This is a genomic window from Paenibacillus sp. ACRRX, from assembly GCF_022346885.1.
In the GTDB taxonomy this organism is placed as follows: domain Bacteria; phylum Bacillota; class Bacilli; order Paenibacillales; family Paenibacillaceae; genus Paenibacillus_B.
The window spans coordinates 231190-250074 of the sequence record NZ_JAKRNK010000005.1; the positions used below are offsets into that span (position 1 = coordinate 231190).

At 47.3% G+C, this 18885-nt stretch carries 16 protein-coding genes and 1 riboswitch; of the genes, 6 read left to right on the top strand and 10 right to left on the bottom strand.

The features are described 5' to 3' along the window. Window positions 1-180: 180 nt before the first annotated feature. The 3 genes from MH117_RS16675 to MH117_RS16685 are packed head-to-tail and all read right to left on the bottom strand — an operon-like array spanning window position 181 to window position 3438. A complete protein-coding gene (locus tag MH117_RS16675; RefSeq protein ID WP_239330301.1) occupies window positions 181-1323 on the bottom strand; it encodes an ABC transporter permease in 1143 nt (380 codons plus the stop codon). Continuing rightward, window positions 1320-2477, bottom strand: coding sequence for an ABC transporter permease (locus tag MH117_RS16680; RefSeq protein ID WP_239330303.1), 1158 nt, complete (start codon window positions 2475-2477; stop codon window positions 1320-1322). Before MH117_RS16680 ends, MH117_RS16675 begins: the two co-directional genes overlap by 4 nt. A 13-nt stretch (window positions 2478-2490) precedes the next feature. After that, window positions 2491-3438 (bottom strand): ABC transporter ATP-binding protein, encoded by a 948-nt coding sequence (locus MH117_RS16685; protein WP_239330305.1) that lies wholly within the window; start codon window positions 3436-3438, stop codon window positions 2491-2493. Between the two features lie 271 nt (window positions 3439-3709). On the opposite strand from MH117_RS16685, the gene MH117_RS16690 reads away from it, so the two are divergent. Then, window positions 3710-4867, top strand: a complete 1158-nt coding sequence (locus tag MH117_RS16690) for a sensor histidine kinase (RefSeq protein WP_239330693.1) — start codon at window positions 3710-3712, stop codon at window positions 4865-4867. A 25-nt stretch (window positions 4868-4892) separates the two neighbouring features. Beyond that, window positions 4893-5579: a response regulator gene (locus MH117_RS16695; RefSeq protein ID WP_239330307.1), complete on the top strand. Its 687-nt coding sequence runs from the start codon at window positions 4893-4895 to the stop codon at window positions 5577-5579. Window positions 5580-5654: 75 nt separating this feature from the next. Here the strand turns inward: MH117_RS16695 and MH117_RS16700 are convergent, their stop codons facing one another. Continuing rightward, on the bottom strand, window positions 5655-7523 hold the full coding sequence (locus MH117_RS16700) for an ABC transporter ATP-binding protein (RefSeq protein WP_239330310.1): 1869 nt from the start codon (window positions 7521-7523) through the stop codon (window positions 5655-5657). 138 nt (window positions 7524-7661) lie between these two features. Further along, window positions 7662-7852, top strand: a riboswitch (Lysine riboswitch). A gap of 125 nt (window positions 7853-7977) precedes the next feature. Here MH117_RS16700 and MH117_RS16705 point away from each other — a divergent pair. The 3 genes from MH117_RS16705 to MH117_RS16715 all read left to right on the top strand — a co-directional run bounded on the left by MH117_RS16705 (window position 7978) and on the right by MH117_RS16715 (window position 12044). Next, a complete protein-coding gene (locus tag MH117_RS16705) occupies window positions 7978-9426 on the top strand; it encodes an amino acid permease (protein WP_239330313.1) in 1449 nt (482 codons plus the stop codon). 237 nt (window positions 9427-9663) lie between these two features. Further along, a complete protein-coding gene (locus MH117_RS16710) occupies window positions 9664-11010 on the top strand; it encodes a cytochrome ubiquinol oxidase subunit I (RefSeq protein ID WP_239330695.1) in 1347 nt (448 codons plus the stop codon). Continuing rightward, a complete protein-coding gene (locus MH117_RS16715; protein ID WP_239330315.1) occupies window positions 11007-12044 on the top strand; it encodes a cytochrome d ubiquinol oxidase subunit II in 1038 nt (345 codons plus the stop codon). Before MH117_RS16710 ends, MH117_RS16715 begins: the two co-directional genes overlap by 4 nt. Before the next feature lie 178 nt (window positions 12045-12222). Here MH117_RS16715 and MH117_RS16720 read toward each other — a convergent pair whose 3' ends face one another. From MH117_RS16720 to MH117_RS16740, 5 genes are all read right to left on the bottom strand, one after another. Beyond that, a complete protein-coding gene (locus MH117_RS16720; protein ID WP_239330317.1) occupies window positions 12223-13266 on the bottom strand; it encodes a transglutaminase domain-containing protein in 1044 nt (347 codons plus the stop codon). A gap of 288 nt (window positions 13267-13554) precedes the next feature. Further along, window positions 13555-14088, bottom strand: coding sequence for a GNAT family N-acetyltransferase (locus MH117_RS16725; RefSeq protein ID WP_239330319.1), 534 nt, complete (start codon window positions 14086-14088; stop codon window positions 13555-13557). A 142-nt stretch (window positions 14089-14230) separates the two neighbouring features. After that, window positions 14231-15160 (bottom strand): alpha/beta hydrolase, encoded by a 930-nt coding sequence (locus MH117_RS16730; protein ID WP_239330321.1) that lies wholly within the window; start codon window positions 15158-15160, stop codon window positions 14231-14233. Window positions 15161-15387: 227 nt separating this feature from the next. After that, entirely contained in the window at window positions 15388-16062 is a 675-nt protein-coding gene (locus MH117_RS16735) for a bifunctional 4-hydroxy-2-oxoglutarate aldolase/2-dehydro-3-deoxy-phosphogluconate aldolase (protein ID WP_239330323.1), read from the bottom strand. Between the two features lie 41 nt (window positions 16063-16103). Then, window positions 16104-17096 (bottom strand): ROK family protein, encoded by a 993-nt coding sequence (locus tag MH117_RS16740; RefSeq protein ID WP_239330325.1) that lies wholly within the window; start codon window positions 17094-17096, stop codon window positions 16104-16106. Window positions 17097-17400: 304 nt separating this feature from the next. Here MH117_RS16740 and MH117_RS16745 point away from each other — a divergent pair, with 304 nt between their 5' ends. Then, the gene (locus MH117_RS16745) at window positions 17401-17610 is read left to right on the top strand and encodes a hypothetical protein (RefSeq protein WP_239330327.1); all 210 of its coding nucleotides are present in this window, start codon (window positions 17401-17403) and stop codon (window positions 17608-17610) included. A gap of 209 nt (window positions 17611-17819) precedes the next feature. On the opposite strand, the gene asnA is transcribed toward MH117_RS16745, so the two are convergent. Next, window positions 17820-18848, bottom strand: coding sequence for an aspartate--ammonia ligase (gene asnA / locus MH117_RS16750; protein ID WP_239330329.1), 1029 nt, complete (start codon window positions 18846-18848; stop codon window positions 17820-17822). Window positions 18849-18885: the final 37 nt, after the last annotated feature.

Here is an 18885-nt window from a genome sequence, read left to right on the forward strand (position 1 = left end):
TAGCTAGGTAAATAATGGAATACTTATCACACTCGCAGCGTTTTCTTCATCCATTACATCCGCAAACGTCTTTATGCTGGCTCCCTACTGACAGTTCCAACCTAAAAAGGCCCCCGCTGCGCGAGGACCCAAAGGCTTAGCCGTTGCCTTAAGTTTGAAACAGTGAGGCTTCTCCACGTTCTATGCCACACTTCTATTCGACGGCCGCAGGGCAGCTGAACCGATGCCAAGAAATATAATTGTAAATAAGAGCAGTACACCGGCGTGGATCATTACTGACGCCATGCTGCCGCCAGATGCTAACTTTTCAATCGCATCCAACGCCCATCGCTGCGGGACAAAATAAGAAACCTTTTGCATATAAGGCTCCATAATAGATATTGGCCAGTAGCAGCCTCCAAGCATACTTGTTGGCACCACAAACACAAATCCAATCTGAGCATAGGCCTCCGAGCTCGGAAACAGTGCGCCAAGCATACAGCCAATGCTAAGTCCCGCCCATAGAAACAACTCCAAGAACATAAATTGCTCGATACCCGATATACCCATATCAATACCGAGCAGCACCCTTGTTAATAATAAAACAATACCAATCTGGATTGAACCGTACACAACCGCGCCTCCAAAGTATCCGACAGAAATCTCCCATGATCGAACTGGAGCTGCATACGTGCGAATCATCGTATATTTCTGCTTATCCTCCAGCATGACTGTGATCGAATTCAAGCCTGTCATCAACATAAACATCATAAATAGCCCCATGGAAATTCGTAAATTGACAGGTATTTTCTGACTGTTATCCAGCTTCTCTACTACAGGTTTATTGTTCATGTAGGCATGTATGCCCTGCTCGGCATGTGCCTCACTATCCAACTTACCGGATTGCGCCAACGCCGATGCCAATGCAGTCCATTCTCGTGTTCGCTGCTCCAGTGCCAATTGGATCATCACGCTGCTTTCATTTACACCAAGCCGCATCAGTCGTACGTTCGGCATTTGACCAGCCATCAGACGATCACCATAATCTTGAGGGATAAGTAAAGCGTGGCTCAACTTTCGGTCCGTTAATTTGGTTTCCATTAAGCCAGCATCGGACTCAGCCGACAACACAAACGATTCGCCCAACTGCTTAAGCAGTGCTTTGGACCACACGCTTCCATCCTGATCAACATATGCAACCACAGGCTTCGCTTCCTGGTGTACATTAACTTGAAACATAATAAAAGCAACCAGACAGGAGGGTAATATAAATGTAAAGACCCACGAACGTTTATTCATGAGCAGTCGGTATATAAAGTGACGTGCAATATGAAAAGTGTTCATCGGATGACCGCCTTTCGGTGAAGAAGAAATGAGATCACAGCTATAATTCCCGTAATAAACGACAGCTTAAGCACCGATGCAAATACCTGCACGGAACCTTTTCCCATCATCATATCCAGCAAAGACTGCATCCCCCAGTATGGGATCGTATAAATGCCGATTGATTCTTGTATAGACGGGATCACAACGTAACCACCACTGACAGCAACCATCGAAATGATCAAGGTCTGCATAAAAGAGAACATCGTTTCCTGATTCTTGAACCAACCAACTGCCAGTAAGCCTATACAAAGAGAACAAAAGATGATCAAAGCTGAGACAGCCGTTATGATCCCCAAACCCCCATGCCACTCCACTCCAAACACGAAGCGGGATACGAACACGATGACGGCAGCTTGAACAAGCCCAACTATAAAATGGCCCAACATCTTGCCGAGTGCAATCTCATACGGTCTAGTAGGAGCGGCCACCATACGCATTAACGTTCGATTTTCCCGATCCTTATACATGGATGCCCCAAAACTCAGCCCCGTATAAAATAAGAACATGACTAGTATGGACACGGAATAGTACTGCATTGCGCTAACTGATCGGCCAGCTGTCGTTCCCACCACAACACCATTTGTAGCATTTACCGCACTGACAGTCTCTGTCGGCTTGAACTCTATTTTTTCATGAGGCTGCAAGGAAGCTATGGTTTGAACCGCACCCATTTCACTAACAAAATATTCAAACATCGTCTCCATAGTCATATTAGCAACACTATCGTTCCCGCGTATTGTCACCAGCTTAAGAGGAAGACGACTTGATACCTCTGCAGCGGGCACGATTATCCCATAATCAACTCGTTGATCCTTTAATTCATTATCCAGCTCCTTACGATCCGAATAACTTTTGAATGCTGCATACTTCATCACTCGTTCATCTTTCGTCCAAGCCTCAAACGCTTTTTTTAATGCACCTGTATCCTGTTGAACGACACCTACTTTAACCACCTTGATCTCACGTTCCGTTTGCTGAAAGACTTCCATCCCTGACAAGGAAGAGCCGAGAAGAAAAATAAGCAACACCGGCATTATAAAATTGCGAATATTGGATCCTTTATCACGGTAACGAAGCGCCAGCTCATGACGTGCAATTGTCCATATTGTCACCCGTAACTCCTCCTTAGTCTCTGAGTTGGCGTCCAGTTAGCGTCAAGAACAGCGTCTCCAGATTGGGCTCTTCTCGCTTCATCGAGCGGATCGACAGTTGATGCTTTGTCATAATAAACAAAATATCTTGTAAACTTCCTTCCCCTGGCTTTAACAAGAGCTCCATCGTATTTCCAACCAAACTTACTTGACGAACATGCGGGTGCTTCTGCAGTTCGTCAATAGCTGCCGCCCCATTGTGCTCGAGCGCTTCAACAGTCTCAATCGTGAGTTTATCGTCTGTTCCGAACTGTTGGCGAAGCTCCGCTTCCGTCCCGGTGGCGATAAGCCGCCCGTCATTCATGATGCCGATTCGAGTGGACACGGCAGACACCTCTTCCATGTAATGGCTCGTATATATAATCGTAGAACCATCCTCGTTCAGCTTCTTCACCGAGTCCAAGATGTGATTGCGCGAGTGCGGATCAATCCCTACCGTTGGTTCATCCATAATGATGAGTGGTGGTCTATGTGTAATCGCACAAGCAATATTAAGTCGACGCTTCATGCCGCCCGAGAATGAAGATGCCAAATCATGCTGTCGTTCAAACAGCCCGACACGTTCCAAGGCTTCATCAACCCGTTCTTGCAGCAGCTTGCCGCGAAGTCCATACAAACGTGCAAAGTAAAGCACATTATGTCTTGCAGATATCATTTCATAGATAGCCAGATCCTGCGGCACGATGCCAATCTTGCGCTTCGTCTGAAGCGGGGATTGTTTAACCGATTTCCCCTCCAACACGATATCGCCACTATCAATGGGAAGCAGCCCCGTAATCATCTGGATAGTCGTACTTTTGCCCGCTCCATTAGGACCAAGAAGTCCGTATATTTCACCCTTTTCGATCTGAATATTTAAATGATCTACCGCTACGCGGCTGTCAAACCGCTTTACTACTTGCTCAATGCGCAACAAGCTCATGTACATACAACCTCCCTTATTTTGCAGTCAACTCATATCGGATCTTTCTCGTTATCCCGAGTTCAATCAACACTTATCGTCATATCCGGTTCTTGGTTCAAATATATCCCATTCCTGTCTTTACATCAGGTAGAGCAAGTCACTTCATAGGGATGACTTAAGTCATATTTACATCCGTTCGCCATATGACTCTCCTCCAGCATGATATAATAAATCAAATAAACGAGACGATGAAAGAAAGAGAAACAAAGGAGTCGATACACTCTTGGCCGTGTGGATGCAGTTTTTGTTGCGATACAGCTTTACTCTTGTTCCGTTTGTATACGTATTGTATTCGGACATCTTTCCTTATCAGGGGGATGACGTGCAGCATTATATGTTTGGTGGTCTGCTGATCATGGGCTTAACCGAATTCCGTCGAGCATGGGGTGGGCCTTATGTGCAATTGCTCATCTTTCTCGGCGAGATCGTAACAGCCGGCTGGCTGACGTATACTTGTTCCGGCATACTCGCGTTCCTTATGATGGCTTCGGTCATATCTCTGCCTACACACTGGTCCCGTTCCATGGCCTTTGGCGGCTGTTCTACCGCTTGGATTGGAATGAACCTCGCGCTGCAGCCTCATGAGCCAATGTGGTATGTCGTCATGAACATCTGCATGCTGGCTGTCGCCGCTTTTGTCATGCACACCTTTTATCAGCAGCGGCTACACAAAACGATTTTAGACAACAACGATGACCTTCGCAGGCAAACGTATGAGTTAACGCAGGCAAGACAAGAAGTGATGCAGTACGCGCGCATGGTAGAACATATCGCTCAGGCAGAAGAGCGCAATCGAATCGCGCATGATCTGCATGACGAACTTGGACATCAGCTCGTCCGATTAAAGATGATGATGGATGCCTCTGTTGAAGTGTCACGTATGAATCCCGAGCAGTCCGTAAAGCTGTTCTCGGAAGTACGAGACCAATTAAGCGGATGCATGGAACTGATGCGCTCCACCGTCAAGCGTATTAAGCCTTCTGATGCAAGCATTCGTGCCTATTCGCTTGAAAAGCTTGCGCTTGATAGTGGCAATTCCCATCTGAGGGTGACATATCAGATAGCGGGTATCCCATACACCTTATACCCAAGCATGGAGATCACGTTGTTTCGTAACGCGCAAGAAGCAATTACGAATGCTATCCGTCATGGAGACGCGACTGAAGTTCATCTGATGCTTCAATATGAACCGGATCGGCTCATTCTTGAAGTGTCCAATAATGGAAAGATTCCTGAGACTTTGATTGCCGCAGGAATGGGAATTAGAGGAATGAATGATCGGGCCGCCGCTCTGAAGGGGCGGGTGGAGACCGTATTTGAACCCGCATTTTTGGTTCGGACCATTGTGCCGCTGCATGATACAGGTACTGTCAAGGGGACATCCTAATTTAACGTTAAGGGGACACAAGAGGATGAACAAGTCAATCCGAATCGTCATTTGTGATGATGATATATTTATACGTGAGAGCTTAAAATTAATCATTAATTTGCAGCCCGATATAGAGGTAATAGGAACTTGCAGCAATGGCCGTGAAGCCGCAGACCTTGCATCAGCTACAGCCGTGGATCTTATCCTAATGGATATGCGGATGCCGGAATACGATGGTGTAGAGGGCACACGCCTCGTAAAATGTGGCAGTCCATCCACACGCGTGCTTATCTTAACTACGTTTGACGATGAGCAATACATTATTGACGCGCTGCGGTATGGGGCAAACGGCTATCTCCTAAAAAACAGCCCTCCCGAACGACTAATTGATTCGATACGCAGCGTGCATGCAGGGAACGTGCTTATGGACCCTGCCATAGCGCTGAAGCTGACTCAGCTTCTTCAGACACCGAAACAGCAGGAAGCGGCCATGCACACTTCCGGTGCAGCTTCGCTCAGACCAAATTGGAGCAGCTTCGACCTGACCCCGTCAGAGCAAGCCGTCATTAAACATATTGCGGACGGCATGACAAATAAAGAAGTTGCCTCTGCCCTATTTTTAAGCGAAGGAACCATTAAAAATTATGTAACTGACATATTGTCCAAACTGGCACTTCGTGACCGAACACAGTTGGCTATCTGGTATTGGAAGCAGCGTGACCACGCCTAGCACAAGTAACTGCTGTAGGACTGACTTCTAAATGCTAAATGCTTCTAGGTGCTTCTAACTACTTGCGGCTTGTTTTTACGTACTTGCCCTTATTTTCGGTTGTGCTGCTCTTGCCCTCGTACTCTCGCTGTATTCGCTCTTCCCTTGGAACTGCGTCTCGTACAGCAACGCGTACAGTCCGTCCAACTTAAGCAGCTCTGCGTGATGTCCACGCTCTACAATACATCCTGCCTCAACGACCAAAATCTGATCCGCTGTCAAAATGGTCGACAAACGGTGGGCGATCACAATGGTTGTTCGCCCCTTCATCAGTTCGGACAGCGCTTGCTGGACATAGGCCTCTGATTCAGAGTCCAGATGCGAAGTTGCTTCGTCCAAGATGAGAATGCGCGGATCATTCAGAATCGCGCGCGCAATCGCCAGCCGCTGGCGCTCACCGCCTGACAGACGGTGCCCGCGTTCGCCAACTATCGTGTCATATCCTTGCGGCAGGCTTGCGATTAAGTCATGAATATGCGCCTGCCGGCAAGCATTTTCCAGTTCCTCTTGCGTCGCCCCTTTCTTGGCAAACCTGAGGTTGTCTCTGACCGTCGCATGAAACATAAAGGATTCCTGTGTGACATATGCAATTTGTGCGCGCAGTTCCTTTATCTGTACATCTCGGACATCCAAGCCATCGATACAAACCGCACCCCCGGTCACGTCGTACAACCTGCTTATCAATTGAATAAGCGTAGACTTCCCTGCGCCACTGGGACCTACCAATGCAATCATTTCACCTGGCTGTACATCAAACGACACATGCTTCAGCACAGCTTCATCGTTCAAGTCATAGGCAAATGATACATTATCAAATGTGATCCTCCCCATCACTTGCGGCAAAGGAAGTGCATCTTCAGGACTCGTTACGGCTGGCTGCATATCCATATATTCAAATATACGTTGAAATACCGCTTTTGCCGTATTAACCTCAATTTGCAAATTGAGCAAAGTACCAAAGGGCTGGTACAAGCGGGACAAATAAGCAGCAAACGCTACTATAGCCCCAATTGACATCTCACCCTGCATCACCGCGTATCCCCCATACAAATAAATAATGGCTGTGCCAAGCGGGCCTAGCGTCGTCACGAACATAAAAAACCAACGGCCGACGAGATTCAGCCTAATTTCAAGGTTCATAACCTGCTTATTTTGCGCTTTAAACTGTTCTGCCTGCGAAGCCTCTCTACCAAATATACGAGTTAGCGTGGCTCCAGAGATACCAAACACTTCTCCAAGCTGGGAGGACATATTTGCCCTTACGCGTTGTGTCTCACCGCGCAGTCTCTTCCGGATCTTGGATACTTTACGAACTGGAATCATAGATAATGGCAAAATAAAAACGGCAATCAACGCAAGCTGCCAATCGAGTGCAAATAATATCACGACTGTGGACACCACTATAACCGCCTGCGTCAGGGAGGAAACAATGACACTTGTGACCACATTTTGTATGGCAGCAACGTCATCTGTCACCCGCTGTATAACTTCACCAGAACGTGAAGCGGTGAAGAAACTTATCGATTGACGCTGTAGATTGCTAAATAAGCCTTCTCGCAAATTGGCCATAATGCTTTGTGTTACTTGCGTGTTCAAGTGGCTTTGCCATACGCTAATGACCCCGCTTAACACAGGTAGTGCGACCAGAAGTCCCGCCATCATGATCAGCGCACCTGTATCTCTCGCTGGTATCGACACATCAATAATTCGCTGAATTACAAGCGGAGGCAGCAAGCCAATGATGGCCGCTCCAAGCGCCAAACTTATAATAAATACCAGTCGACCGCTATATGGTCGGAACAACCCCCAAATTCTGCTAAATGGTACCTCATCGACTTCCGTCTGATCCCCTGAATGCTTAGGCTCACGATATCGAATCGTGCTCCCGTCCCATGCATGACGCATGTAATCCCCCTCCAGCCATATAAAAATATGTAAAATTTTTATGGTTGCTTAGGCCAAACCCCATCTTATATACTGTTCAGTATATTGTAAAAATGATGCGCTGCATCATCATAGTGCAAATAAATCCTCATCCAATTCTGATGAGGTAGAGGTTGCGATCGTTAGGAGTACCGCCGGCGGAGACAGGAAGTGTCGCTGATGCCGCGGAAAAGGAACGACCGCCGAAATCCATAGGTCCGCTTCCGGGCGTAAGGGTTGGGGCTGTTGCCGAAAGGTGCAGCACTGTCATGCAAGTATTACCCGTATCTGCATGGTGCGCTATCTTTAAGGAAGGGTATGATGGGGACGGCATAGGATTAACCGTTTAAGCATCTAACGCTTTTATCGGTTTTTTTGTGTTGTAACCTGCTCCTTTCCAGCTCATACTACACGTATTAAGGAGTGAACTGGACTCATGAGTCAAGGCAACCAACAACAATTAAAAAGGCATCTCAAGACGAGACACCTTACGATGATCGCGCTTGGCGGTTCCATCGGAACAGGCCTTTTTCTTGCCAGCGGCGGCGCTATTGCGCAAGCAGGACCGGGCGGAGCACTACTCGCTTATGCCGCGGTCGGCATTATGGTTTATTTTCTGATGACAAGCTTGGGAGAGCTTGCAACGTATATGCCGGAATCCGGCTCCTTCAGCACGTATGCAACTCGATTTGTCGATCCAGCGCTTGGCTTTGCGCTCGGCTGGAATTTCTGGTTTAACTGGGCGATTACGATCGCTTCTGAATTAGTAGCAGCAACCCTGATCATTAAATATTGGTTCCCTTCCAGCAACTCCTTTTTTTGGAGCGTACTGTTTCTTGGAATTATCATGTTCTTGAATCTCCTGTCTGTTAAAGGCTATGGAGAATCGGAATACTGGTTTGCCATTATCAAGATTACAACCGTTATTATTTTTCTCGGCGTCGGTATTCTCATGATCTTTGGTATTCTTGGCGGCGAAAAAGTTGGTTTTATCGGGTTCGACAACTTTACGATAGGCGACGCGCCGTTTCATGGCGGATTTTTTGCACTGCTCGGGGTCTTTATGGCGGCAGGTTACTCATTCCAGGGAACTGAACTCGTAGGGGTAGCAGCTGGTGAAAGTGATAACCCACGAGAAAGTGTTCCACGTGCCATTCGCCAAATTTTCTGGCGTATCCTATTGTTTTATATTTTAGCTATCTTTGTAATTGCCATGCTGATCCCCTACACAAGTCCGAACTTGCTTAAGGGTGATCTTACCGATATTAGTGTAAGTCCATTTACGTTAGTGTTTGAAAAAGCGGGCATTATTTTTGCCGCTTCTGTGATGAATGCTGTTATTCTGACTTCGGTACTGTCTGCCGGCAACTCCGGCATGTACGCTTCTGCACGTATTTTATGGGTACTTGCCAAGGAAGGGAAAGCGCCTCGTTTCTTGGGCAAATTGAGCAAGCGTGGCATTCCAGTAAACGCTATTCTCATGACAAGTGCAGTTGGTATGATTGCATTTCTGGCTTCTTTCTTTGGTGATGGCGTCGTCTATTTCTGGCTGTTGAACGCATCCGGAATGTGTGGATTTATTGCATGGCTAGGCATCGCCATCAGCCACTATCGATTCCGTCGCGCCTACGTAAAACAAGGCAGAAGTCTCGCCGACTTGGCCTATACGGCTCGTTGGTTCCCATTTGGGCCTCTATTCGCCTTTGCCTTGTGTATTGTCGTCATCATCGGCCAATCACTGCCTATTGTGACAAGCGGTGACTATCACTGGCTTGACCTGCTTATGCCTTACATCGGTTTACCGCTGTTCCTGCTGGTATGGCTGGGCTACAAGTTAAAACATAAGACTAAAATCATTCCATTGGAGCAATGCCAATTGGATTAAACATGTAACAATTCTAATTTATACAAATGTTATCAAGCTCGTCTCGACCCTTACTTTAAGGTTGCGGCGGGCTTTTTTTGTGCAACTATCATGCTATTTGCACATAGACCACAACCCACACCAGTTGCACAGTTAGCAGCACTATAAACTAGATGGAAACTGTTGCATAAAAAGAGCATTACATCCACACACTAAGACCGTAAATTGGAAAATGGCGGAAGGATGGTTGATGTAGACGTGGATGCAGTAACGATGGCCCGTGCCTTGTTTGGCACTTCAATGGCCTTTCATATTATATTTGCCACGCTTGGCGTAGGATTGCCCCTTATGATTGTGTGCGCGGAGATCATGTACTGGAGGCGTAAAGACCGAGATTACGCGATTCTTGCCCGCCGTTGGACAAAGGCGCTTGGCATACTGCTTGGTGTTGCGATTCCATCGGGCACAATTGTTGGTGTCATGCTAGCACTGCTTTGGCCCGGATTCATGGAAATTGTAGGACAGGTCATTGCGCTGCCCTTCCAAATCGAGATGTGGGCTTTTTTCTTTGAGGCATTGTTTATGGCCATTTATATTTACGCAGCGGACAGGTTGTCCAACGGCTTGCGGTTGCTGAGTGTCTTCTTTGTCATGGTCGGGGCCAGCGCGTCAGCCGTCCTGATCACGGACGCGCAGGCCTGGATGAATACACCTACAGGATTTAAGATTATTAACGGTCAGATTACAGATGTTGATCCGTGGGCAGCTTTCTTTAATCCTAGCTTTTTTACCTCCGCGCTGCATGTGCTTACAACCAGCTATATGACAGGTGCCTTTTTTATCGTGACCAGTGCTGCTTATTATTTGCTGAAGCGCAATCAGGAAGCGCGAGTTATTGCCTATCATCGTAAAGGCCTGATGCTTGGTATCGTCGTTGGTTTGATCATGTCACTTTTGACGGCCATTAACGGCCATGAGACAGCCCAAGCCTTGCACCGCAACAACCCTGAGAAGCTGGCCGCAGCCGAGGCGCTGTTCGAGACGACAAGGCATGCGCCGCTGCTGATCGGCGGCATTGTGGATGCAGACACGCAGACCGTGAAGTACGGCATCGAAATCCCTGGTTTTCTCAGCTTTTTGGCAGGAAACTCCTTTGATACTGAAGTAAAGGGATTAAACGAAGTCCCGCGTGAAGACTGGCCGCCACTTTTCGTCCATACATTATTTAACTTAATGGTAGGAATCGGATTTGGCCTGTTAGCACTCGCCCTGTTTACGGTATTTTGGCGTTTCATCTACCGCAAGTCGGAACGGCAATTTCCGCGCTGGGTCGTATACGTCTTTTCACTGACAGGCCCCCTATCGCTGCTTGGCATTGAGATTGGCTGGATCTTCAGCTGCTCAGCTAGACAACCATGGACCATTTACCATGTACAACGCACATCGGAAGCTGCTCTGAAAAGTGACAGCATGGGCACTCTCTTTCTGCTGTTTGTGTCTGTCTATGTGCTGCTGCTTATCCTGACTTCACTTGTCATGCGATTCTATTTCAAGCGTCATCCAGTGTCGTCTGAATTGCGTGAGCACAAGGAGGCCTCCTTATGACAGATGCTACGATTGCCATTACCATTCTGTGGGTGTTTTTGTTTATTTACTCACTGCTTGGATCAGTCGATTTTGGAGCAGGCTTCTGGTCCATGCTGTTCGGTCGTGACACTAACGATAAGGATGCGCGAGCTGCTGTAGTCGCCAACAACTTCCTGTCACCATCCTGGAAAGTAACGAATACATTTCTTGTCTTGTTTGTGGTAGCACTGGTTGGCTTTTTCCCCGGAGCTACCTATTCACTGGCTTCCTTGCTGCTCGTCCCCGTCTGCCTTGTGCTTATATTGCTGACCATACGAAGCGCCTTTATGGTATATGCATACTCAGTATCCAAATACGGCCGCACGCTCCGAATTATATCGGGTATAACCGGGCTGCTCATCCCCGGCCTGCTTGTCGGTGTACTAGCCGTGACACTTGGCGGCTTTGTAGAGGAACTGCCGGATGGTGCCTTAGCCTTGGACTACGGCGCTCTGTTAAAAAGCCCTACGTTGTATGCACATCTCGCCTTCGGCTATGCAACTGAACTGTTCTTTTCCGCTTTGTTTCTGGCGGATTATGCACAGGAGGCGCACGATGCATCCACATACCGTGTCTATCGTCGTCTTGCTGTCATCTTCGGACCACTTAATCTGCTGACGGCCTTGCTGGTCACCTGGTCCATGCCAGCTGAAGCATCTTGGCTCGTCGAGAACCTGAAGCATGAGATGTTATGGTTCCTGCTGTCCATAGCTGCTTTTGCTGTTGGCTATTTTTTCTTGTTCGTGAAGCGAGCAGACGGCTCTATTGGACGCACCCGTATTACGGTAATCTGTGTTGCTATACAGTATGCAATAGCCAGCTTCGCATATGGTAGAGCACATCTGCCATACATTCTATATCCGTATGTCACATTGGAGTCCGGCATCACCAATCCGGCCATGTTCCGCTCACTCCTGATCGGTTATACCGTTAGTACAATACTGCTTATCCCTGTATTTATACTGTTTTGGAAACTGTTCTTGAAAGATAAGCGTTACCTTAAACAAGAATAGTTAGCACAGGGAATAACATAACAATCTGCATCTCTAAGTCGCACAATAAAGAAGTCCCTCTAGTTCGATAGACATGACATTTCGAACTAGAGGGACTTCTGCGTTATGTTCTATTCTAATACCTGCTTATTCCGTACAATCTCACTCGACACGTTCCTGCCGACCTGTCATAATGCACTTATTTTATAGAAAAAGCTTTGTCGGCACGGGGTGCTTTTAATAAATCCCAACTATGATCAATCCTCATTTCTTCATCTGACAGTAAGAAATAAGTGTACCGAATTCCATCCTTCTGATCTGGCACCGGATCATCCCACGTCGTATCGAGATGATACCATAGCCCCTCCACCTGCACGATATTCCAAGCGTGCAGCGTATCTCCAGCCTGACCTTCCAGCACAATGCTTGGTATGTCCGCTTCTTCCAGCAAGGCTTGCATCAACAAAGCATAACCTTGACATACGGTCTTCTTATCTACTAACGCCTCGTAAGCGGTAAACTTTTTCAAGCTTTCATCATAAGCAACATGAAGTACGACATAATCGTGGAGCCTCTTCACTGCCTCATAGTCGGACACTTTCACGGGCAGCAGTTCCTTAACGATTCGTTTTGCCTCTTGGCGGACATATAAAGACTCTGCATACGTTTCACGGTATTCAACGGTCACTGTAACCAATGCCGACTGCTCTGAACCTTTCCAATGAAAAGAATAACGGCTGACATTATAACGAATAAAGGGATCTGAGTGAAGAGCGACATTTATGGCCTCAGACAAATTTGCGGTCAGCTTCCCTGTATCTCCACTATAGTTAAATGCAAACATGCCTTCACGCTCAGCCAACTGTTCTGTAATCCACTGTCTCATTGAAGTCGATTCACTAAAGCTCATCTTGGCAGATTCCGCTTGCGCTGTAGACCATGATATGGTCTGAAAGACAAACAGAAGCAGCAAAAGCGTAACCAGCAGGCCTCGTATCACTTTGCTCCATAATCGTTTCGGACGAACTCGTCTAAGCTGCATGCCCACATGATCAGGGGCTTGACCAACGTGATGCCGACACACTTTCCCATTCAATACGATCACCTCCGGTACTGGCAAGCCCTTTACGGATGCGGTGATAAGAATGGTATCATAGCCCTTGTGAGAACACTGTCTAGTTATGGGAATGTTGTTACTATTGCCATTCGCTGTTGTTCGCTCCCACTCGACATTGACTGTCAAGACGCAACCTATGCCGCTTCTCATTCTCTTCACAATGGCATATTTGAGCAGGTTGGAACCCCAACTATTTGGCGAATGCAGACGTGAATTGACTGAAAATACTTTTGAAATGGCAGTATTTTGATCATCTGGCTTTGCACAAGCTCAACATTACAACCCCTGCCCATAAAAAAAGCCATCACCTCACGATGAACATGAGGTGATGGCTTCTCTATTAATCATCCTGCCAACAGTGCTGGACAGCATATAAGCTAACTTTATTCACGGGGAGCAAAATGTCCCAGTAAACTACACATCAGTAGACAACCGCGAGTACATCTGAAGGTCATTAAATGAACCTTTAGATCGTTCACACTGTCTAAGTGTGCCTTCATACGTAAAGTGGAGCTTTTGCAGCACTTTAATGGAATTAAGATTGGCCGGTTCTACTCTTGCTTCAATCCGATGCAAATTCAATTCTCTAAATGCATGCTCGACCAGGCAGCTGACCGCTTCGACAGCATAACCTCTGCCCCAGCATGGCTTGGCAATATCATATCCTATCTCGACCTTGCCGTGTTCGAAGTCCAGCTCGTTATAGCCACAGGAGCCAATCACTTCACGAGATTCCAGATCAACCATCGTATACCGAATAGCTTGGTTAGTCTGGGCAAGTTCATCTAAATATGTAATCATCGCGACTACCTGTTCTTCACTCGTAAAAGGACTAATATTCATAAATCGGGTCACATCCGGATCAGACCAGATGGTCAACAAGCTGGACGAGTCTGCTGCCTGCATTTGTCTCAGACATAATCTGTCTGTATACAACTCTGTAATCAACACTTTTACCTCCATTATTATCAAAATGTCTGGTTAAAATATTGATATCCATCTGCGCATCGTTCAGTCCCTTCGTAACAAAAGATATGCATATTATACTATATATTTACAAGCAAACAACAGCATCCATTCACTCGTATGTCTATACCGCTGCCGGTCTGTCTTTAACATACGTATCATAAAACGGCAGCACCGCGTCCCAGAACCGCTCATCTTGCTCGGAACAGCTATGTCCTGGTGTATCTACCAGAACATGCGGCTGCTGGTACGGCAAACGTTGTATCGTCCCTGTCAGTTCCGTTGCCGGAATAAATGTATCACCATTGGAATGCACCATCAGCACCGGAACTTGAGCATCGCCCTTATGCGCATTATTGCTAAGTGTAGATGCTAGATTCAAGCGGTCATAATCTGCCCATGGAATACGTGCTCGCCAGAGCCATATTCGTGGAATCATCCACGCGAGCGGGAATAATGGCAGCTTGCGCCTTCTCAACTCGGCAGCCACCATTGTAAAAGGCCTGGACGGCATCGAATCCGTGACGATTGCTGCCACCTCCAGTCCCTCATCAAGTGCCAGAAGTGTGCCGAAACCGCCCAATGAATGCCCCAGAACACCGATTCGTGCTGGATCAATCTCGGGGCGATTCCGCAAATATTGAACCGCAGCCTTTATATCGTCCCGAAACAGCAGGGCGGAAGGCGCTCTGACTGCTTCGCTTTCCCCATGGCTGGTCACATCATACAGCAGCAGGACATATCCCGCATCCGACAATCGATCTGCGTATCGAAGCACACGGGCTCTGTTAGACCCCCATCCATGCGAGATCACAATTGCAGGATATCGCTCTTGCTTGTCACTCGACGAATGCTTGATTTCGTCTGGCCAGACCAGCCAGCCAGTTAACTGTGCATTCCCCTCAAACGTTACAGTATCGTAGCGCTGCTCCGGCTTGCGGTGAATCGGAGCTCTGCGAGGAGACTGACTCTTGGCAGCAAGCCACCATATCACGCTCCAGCATGCTAGAAGCAATATTGCTGCCACAGTAATGACGATAATGATTATGCTCATGTCTACGCCTCCTCTATCATATCCGATTCAGCAGCCTTACAGTTGTCTCTGTACTTACTCTCTGTCACTATACCTAGGATAAACTGTATTCCCACTTACATATCACATCTATTGTAACATGGAATTTAATGTAACATAATATTTCTGATGCAACTTTACACTGTGACTTTATCTTTTATGCAGCCCTTATTTAGGAAAGCAATACTGCATCCCATCGCCATACCGTCTTAAAACGACTGCACCGTCTGTACCCAATGCCTGGCGTGATCCTCCAACTTATCGAACTGACGATTATGAATATAATCGGCGCGCGCCAGCTTCGAACCGAGGCCAAACGCTGATGCTCCCGCTGCCCAATAAGAGGCTGCGTTCCCAAGATCAATTCCTCCTGTTGCCAGAATCGGGATATGTGCAAGCGGGCCTCTCACCTCACGGATATACTCAGGCCCGAGAGCACCAAGTGGAAATAGCTTCAGCGCCTTAGCGCCCGCCTTCCATGCACGAACCATCTCGGTAGGTGTAAACACACCCGGCCATACATCTATCCCGCGTGCTGAAGCATATTCGATCACCGCTTCATCCAAGTTAGGTGAGATTAAAAACTGTGCACCACTTGAGATTGCTTCACGCGCCATCTCTACATCCAGCACAGTTCCGGCTCCTATAAAAGCTCTATCCTCATAAAGCTGCCTCCATCTGTATATGATGGCTGGAGCGCCTTCCGTATTCATCGTCACCTCCAATAGTCGGATGCCGCCCCTTATTAATGCTGAAGCAGCTTCATCCGCCTGATCGCCGGTATAACCACGAAAAATGGCCACAATCCGCTCTGCTAACAATCGTTCCGTTATACACCCAGATCCATTTGTTTGAGTGCTTTGTTCAGGTATAAGACTGGACATGAATGGCCCTCCTTCATCTTTATGTTCGATTAGACGTGAGATTAGACGTGAGTTGCGTCCCCATAAGGCACATCAGACCATTTTTCTACCCGACTTTTCGCAAATGCCGCACTGCCAATCACGCCGCCATCATCAATAAGCTCCCCTTGACGAATCGTCAATCGCTCAAGATAGCCATGATACACCGAAGATTTTAAAGTCTCGCGAACAGAGGCAAGCAAACGTTCTCCAGCCAGCGATGCGCCGCCACCAATGACGACTACGTCGGGACTGTACAATGTGATCGAATAGGCCAACCCTCTGCCTAGCACTTTCCCCGTGTGCTCCATTATTTCCTGTGCGAGCACATCCCCTTCATCATACGCTGCTGACACGTCAGCAGCCGACAGTGTTCCCTGCTCATATGCAGCACGCAGCAAGCTGTCTTTGCCTGCTTCCAGCGCTTCACGAGCTTGTCGCACGATCCCTGTTGCTGAGACAACCGTCTCTAGACAGCCTACCAAGCCACAGCCACATGGCGTCTTTTCCCCATCAATGACCACATGACCAAGCTCGCCTGCCATAAAGTCGCCGCCGTAATAAAGCTCCTCGTTCACCACTGTCGCACACGCAAGCCCTGTACCGATTGTGACGCCGTGCACTACGTTTGCACCGCGTCCTGCGCCACTCATCGCCTCACCAAATATATACATACGAACGTCATTATCGATAAATACGGGAACGCCAACTTTATCTCCTAATATCCGTGACACCTCAACGTTGTTCCACTTTAGGTTAGAAGCGAATACGCTTACACCACGCACCGGATCTATAAATCCCGGACAGCCCGCGCCAACCGCAATAAGATCTTGGCGATCTACCCCCGCCTTCGCGAGCAGCTCCCCAATCATATTAGCCATCTTGGTCAGAACATGCTCACTGCCAAGCGCAGCCTCTGTAGGTGCTTTTATTTTTTCAACCAATTCATAATGCTCGTTCACCAATCCACATACAATATTCGTCCCGCCCAAATCCATGCCTACCATATAACGCATGATTTCTCCTCCTCAGACAACGACTCTAATTGATTTATGACATAACCTATATTATAGCATTATCATACTAGCTGTTGATTGAAAATGTAATTGATTTTGTTTGAATAAAAAGCGGCGTCTTCCTTCCACACTTCCAGAATTGTCACTATTAATCCAAAAAATTGACGCAAAATTGACGAAAAAAAAGCAGCACTAGGATTGGCTGTAAGTTTATAATAATGTGTATACGCAGGTGTGATCTACATCACACCACAAAGGCGGCGATACGCCTGCATTCTGGATTGCGATACAAGAGGTGGAAAGTATGACCTACGTCAATATTAGCGACATTAGCCCACAGTTGTTTGTCACGGTGCTATTTTTCTTGCTCATCGTTTGTCCTTTAATAAGCTTAGGCGTCGTACGTTTATTTCAACAAAGAGTAAAGAGTGGCATCAGCTATATTATTTCTGCCATTATCTCCTATGTTGTGTTTATGATCATAGCCGAGATTGTCGCAAAAACGTGGGGCTGATCGTCTATTGCCCTGACAAGCTGCTCCCAACTGCATAGCTTATTCCTGCAGCTCCCTTCTGAGAAGGGGGCTGTTTTTGGCAGATGACAGATACAACTCCTGTCATGATGCAATAAAAAACATCCTGCTCTAGGATAGACACAGGATGCTCATACTCCTATCGCATCGCATATACGAAGTCCTCTGCTGCTTCTGCCGTACAGCTTGATCTATACAGGCAGCAGATGAATATTAGCTTGCTCACACGACTCGATCACATGCTGCGGCCACACCGATACTTGTACCTCCCCGATATGGGCTTTATTTAGCAGAAACATACATAAGCGGGACTTGCCGATACCTCCACCGATTGTATAGGGGAGCTGGCCTTCAAGCAGTGCACGGTGAAAAGCAAGTTCAGCACGTTCCGGACATCCCGCTGCAAGCAATTGAGCCTTCAAGGTAGCTGCATCCACTCTAATTCCCATCGAAGACACTTCAAATGCGATCTCCAAGAGGGGATTCCACAGTATAATATCGCCGTTAAGCGACCAATCATCGTAATCGGGTGACCTTCCGTCATGCTTAAGGCCTGACTTCAATATGCCTCCAATCTGCATTACGAAGATAGCGCCCTTTTCTTTCGCATAGGCGTCCTCACGTTGTTTAGGAGTAAAATCAGGATACATATCCTCCAGTTCCTGCGTCGTCACAAAATAAATGTCCTTTGGCAGCTCGAGATGCAGCTGTGGAAACTCGTCTGCTATCGCCTTGCCGATCGTCTGCAGCACATTGTAAATACGCCGAACCGTATCCTGAAGAAAGTCGAGATTACGCTCCTTCACGGTAATGACTTTCTCCCAATCCCATTGGTCGACATAGATGGAATGCAAACTATCCACGACCTCGTCTCGTCTAATCGCGTTCATGTCCGTGTATAAACCTTCACCCGGCGCAAAACCTAATCGCTGCAAAGCCATACGTTTCCATTTCGCCAAAGAATGCAGAAGTTCAAGCGGCTGGTCTCCTACATCCGGTGCTGTAAATGCAACAGGTTGTTCCGTTCCATTCAATTGATCATTAATGCCAGTATAAGAAGGGACAAACAGCGGTGAAGGGACTAGCGTTACTTGCAAGGCCTCTGCAAACAAGGAGTCAAACAATCTTTTTACTGTATTGATGGCGGTAATGGTCTCCCTGTCACTCAATGTTGACTCATAGCTTTCCAGTAAAATGAGAGACTTCTCTAACGCTTTCATAGGTCAACTCCTTCTATCACATTTTGGCGAATCCTTG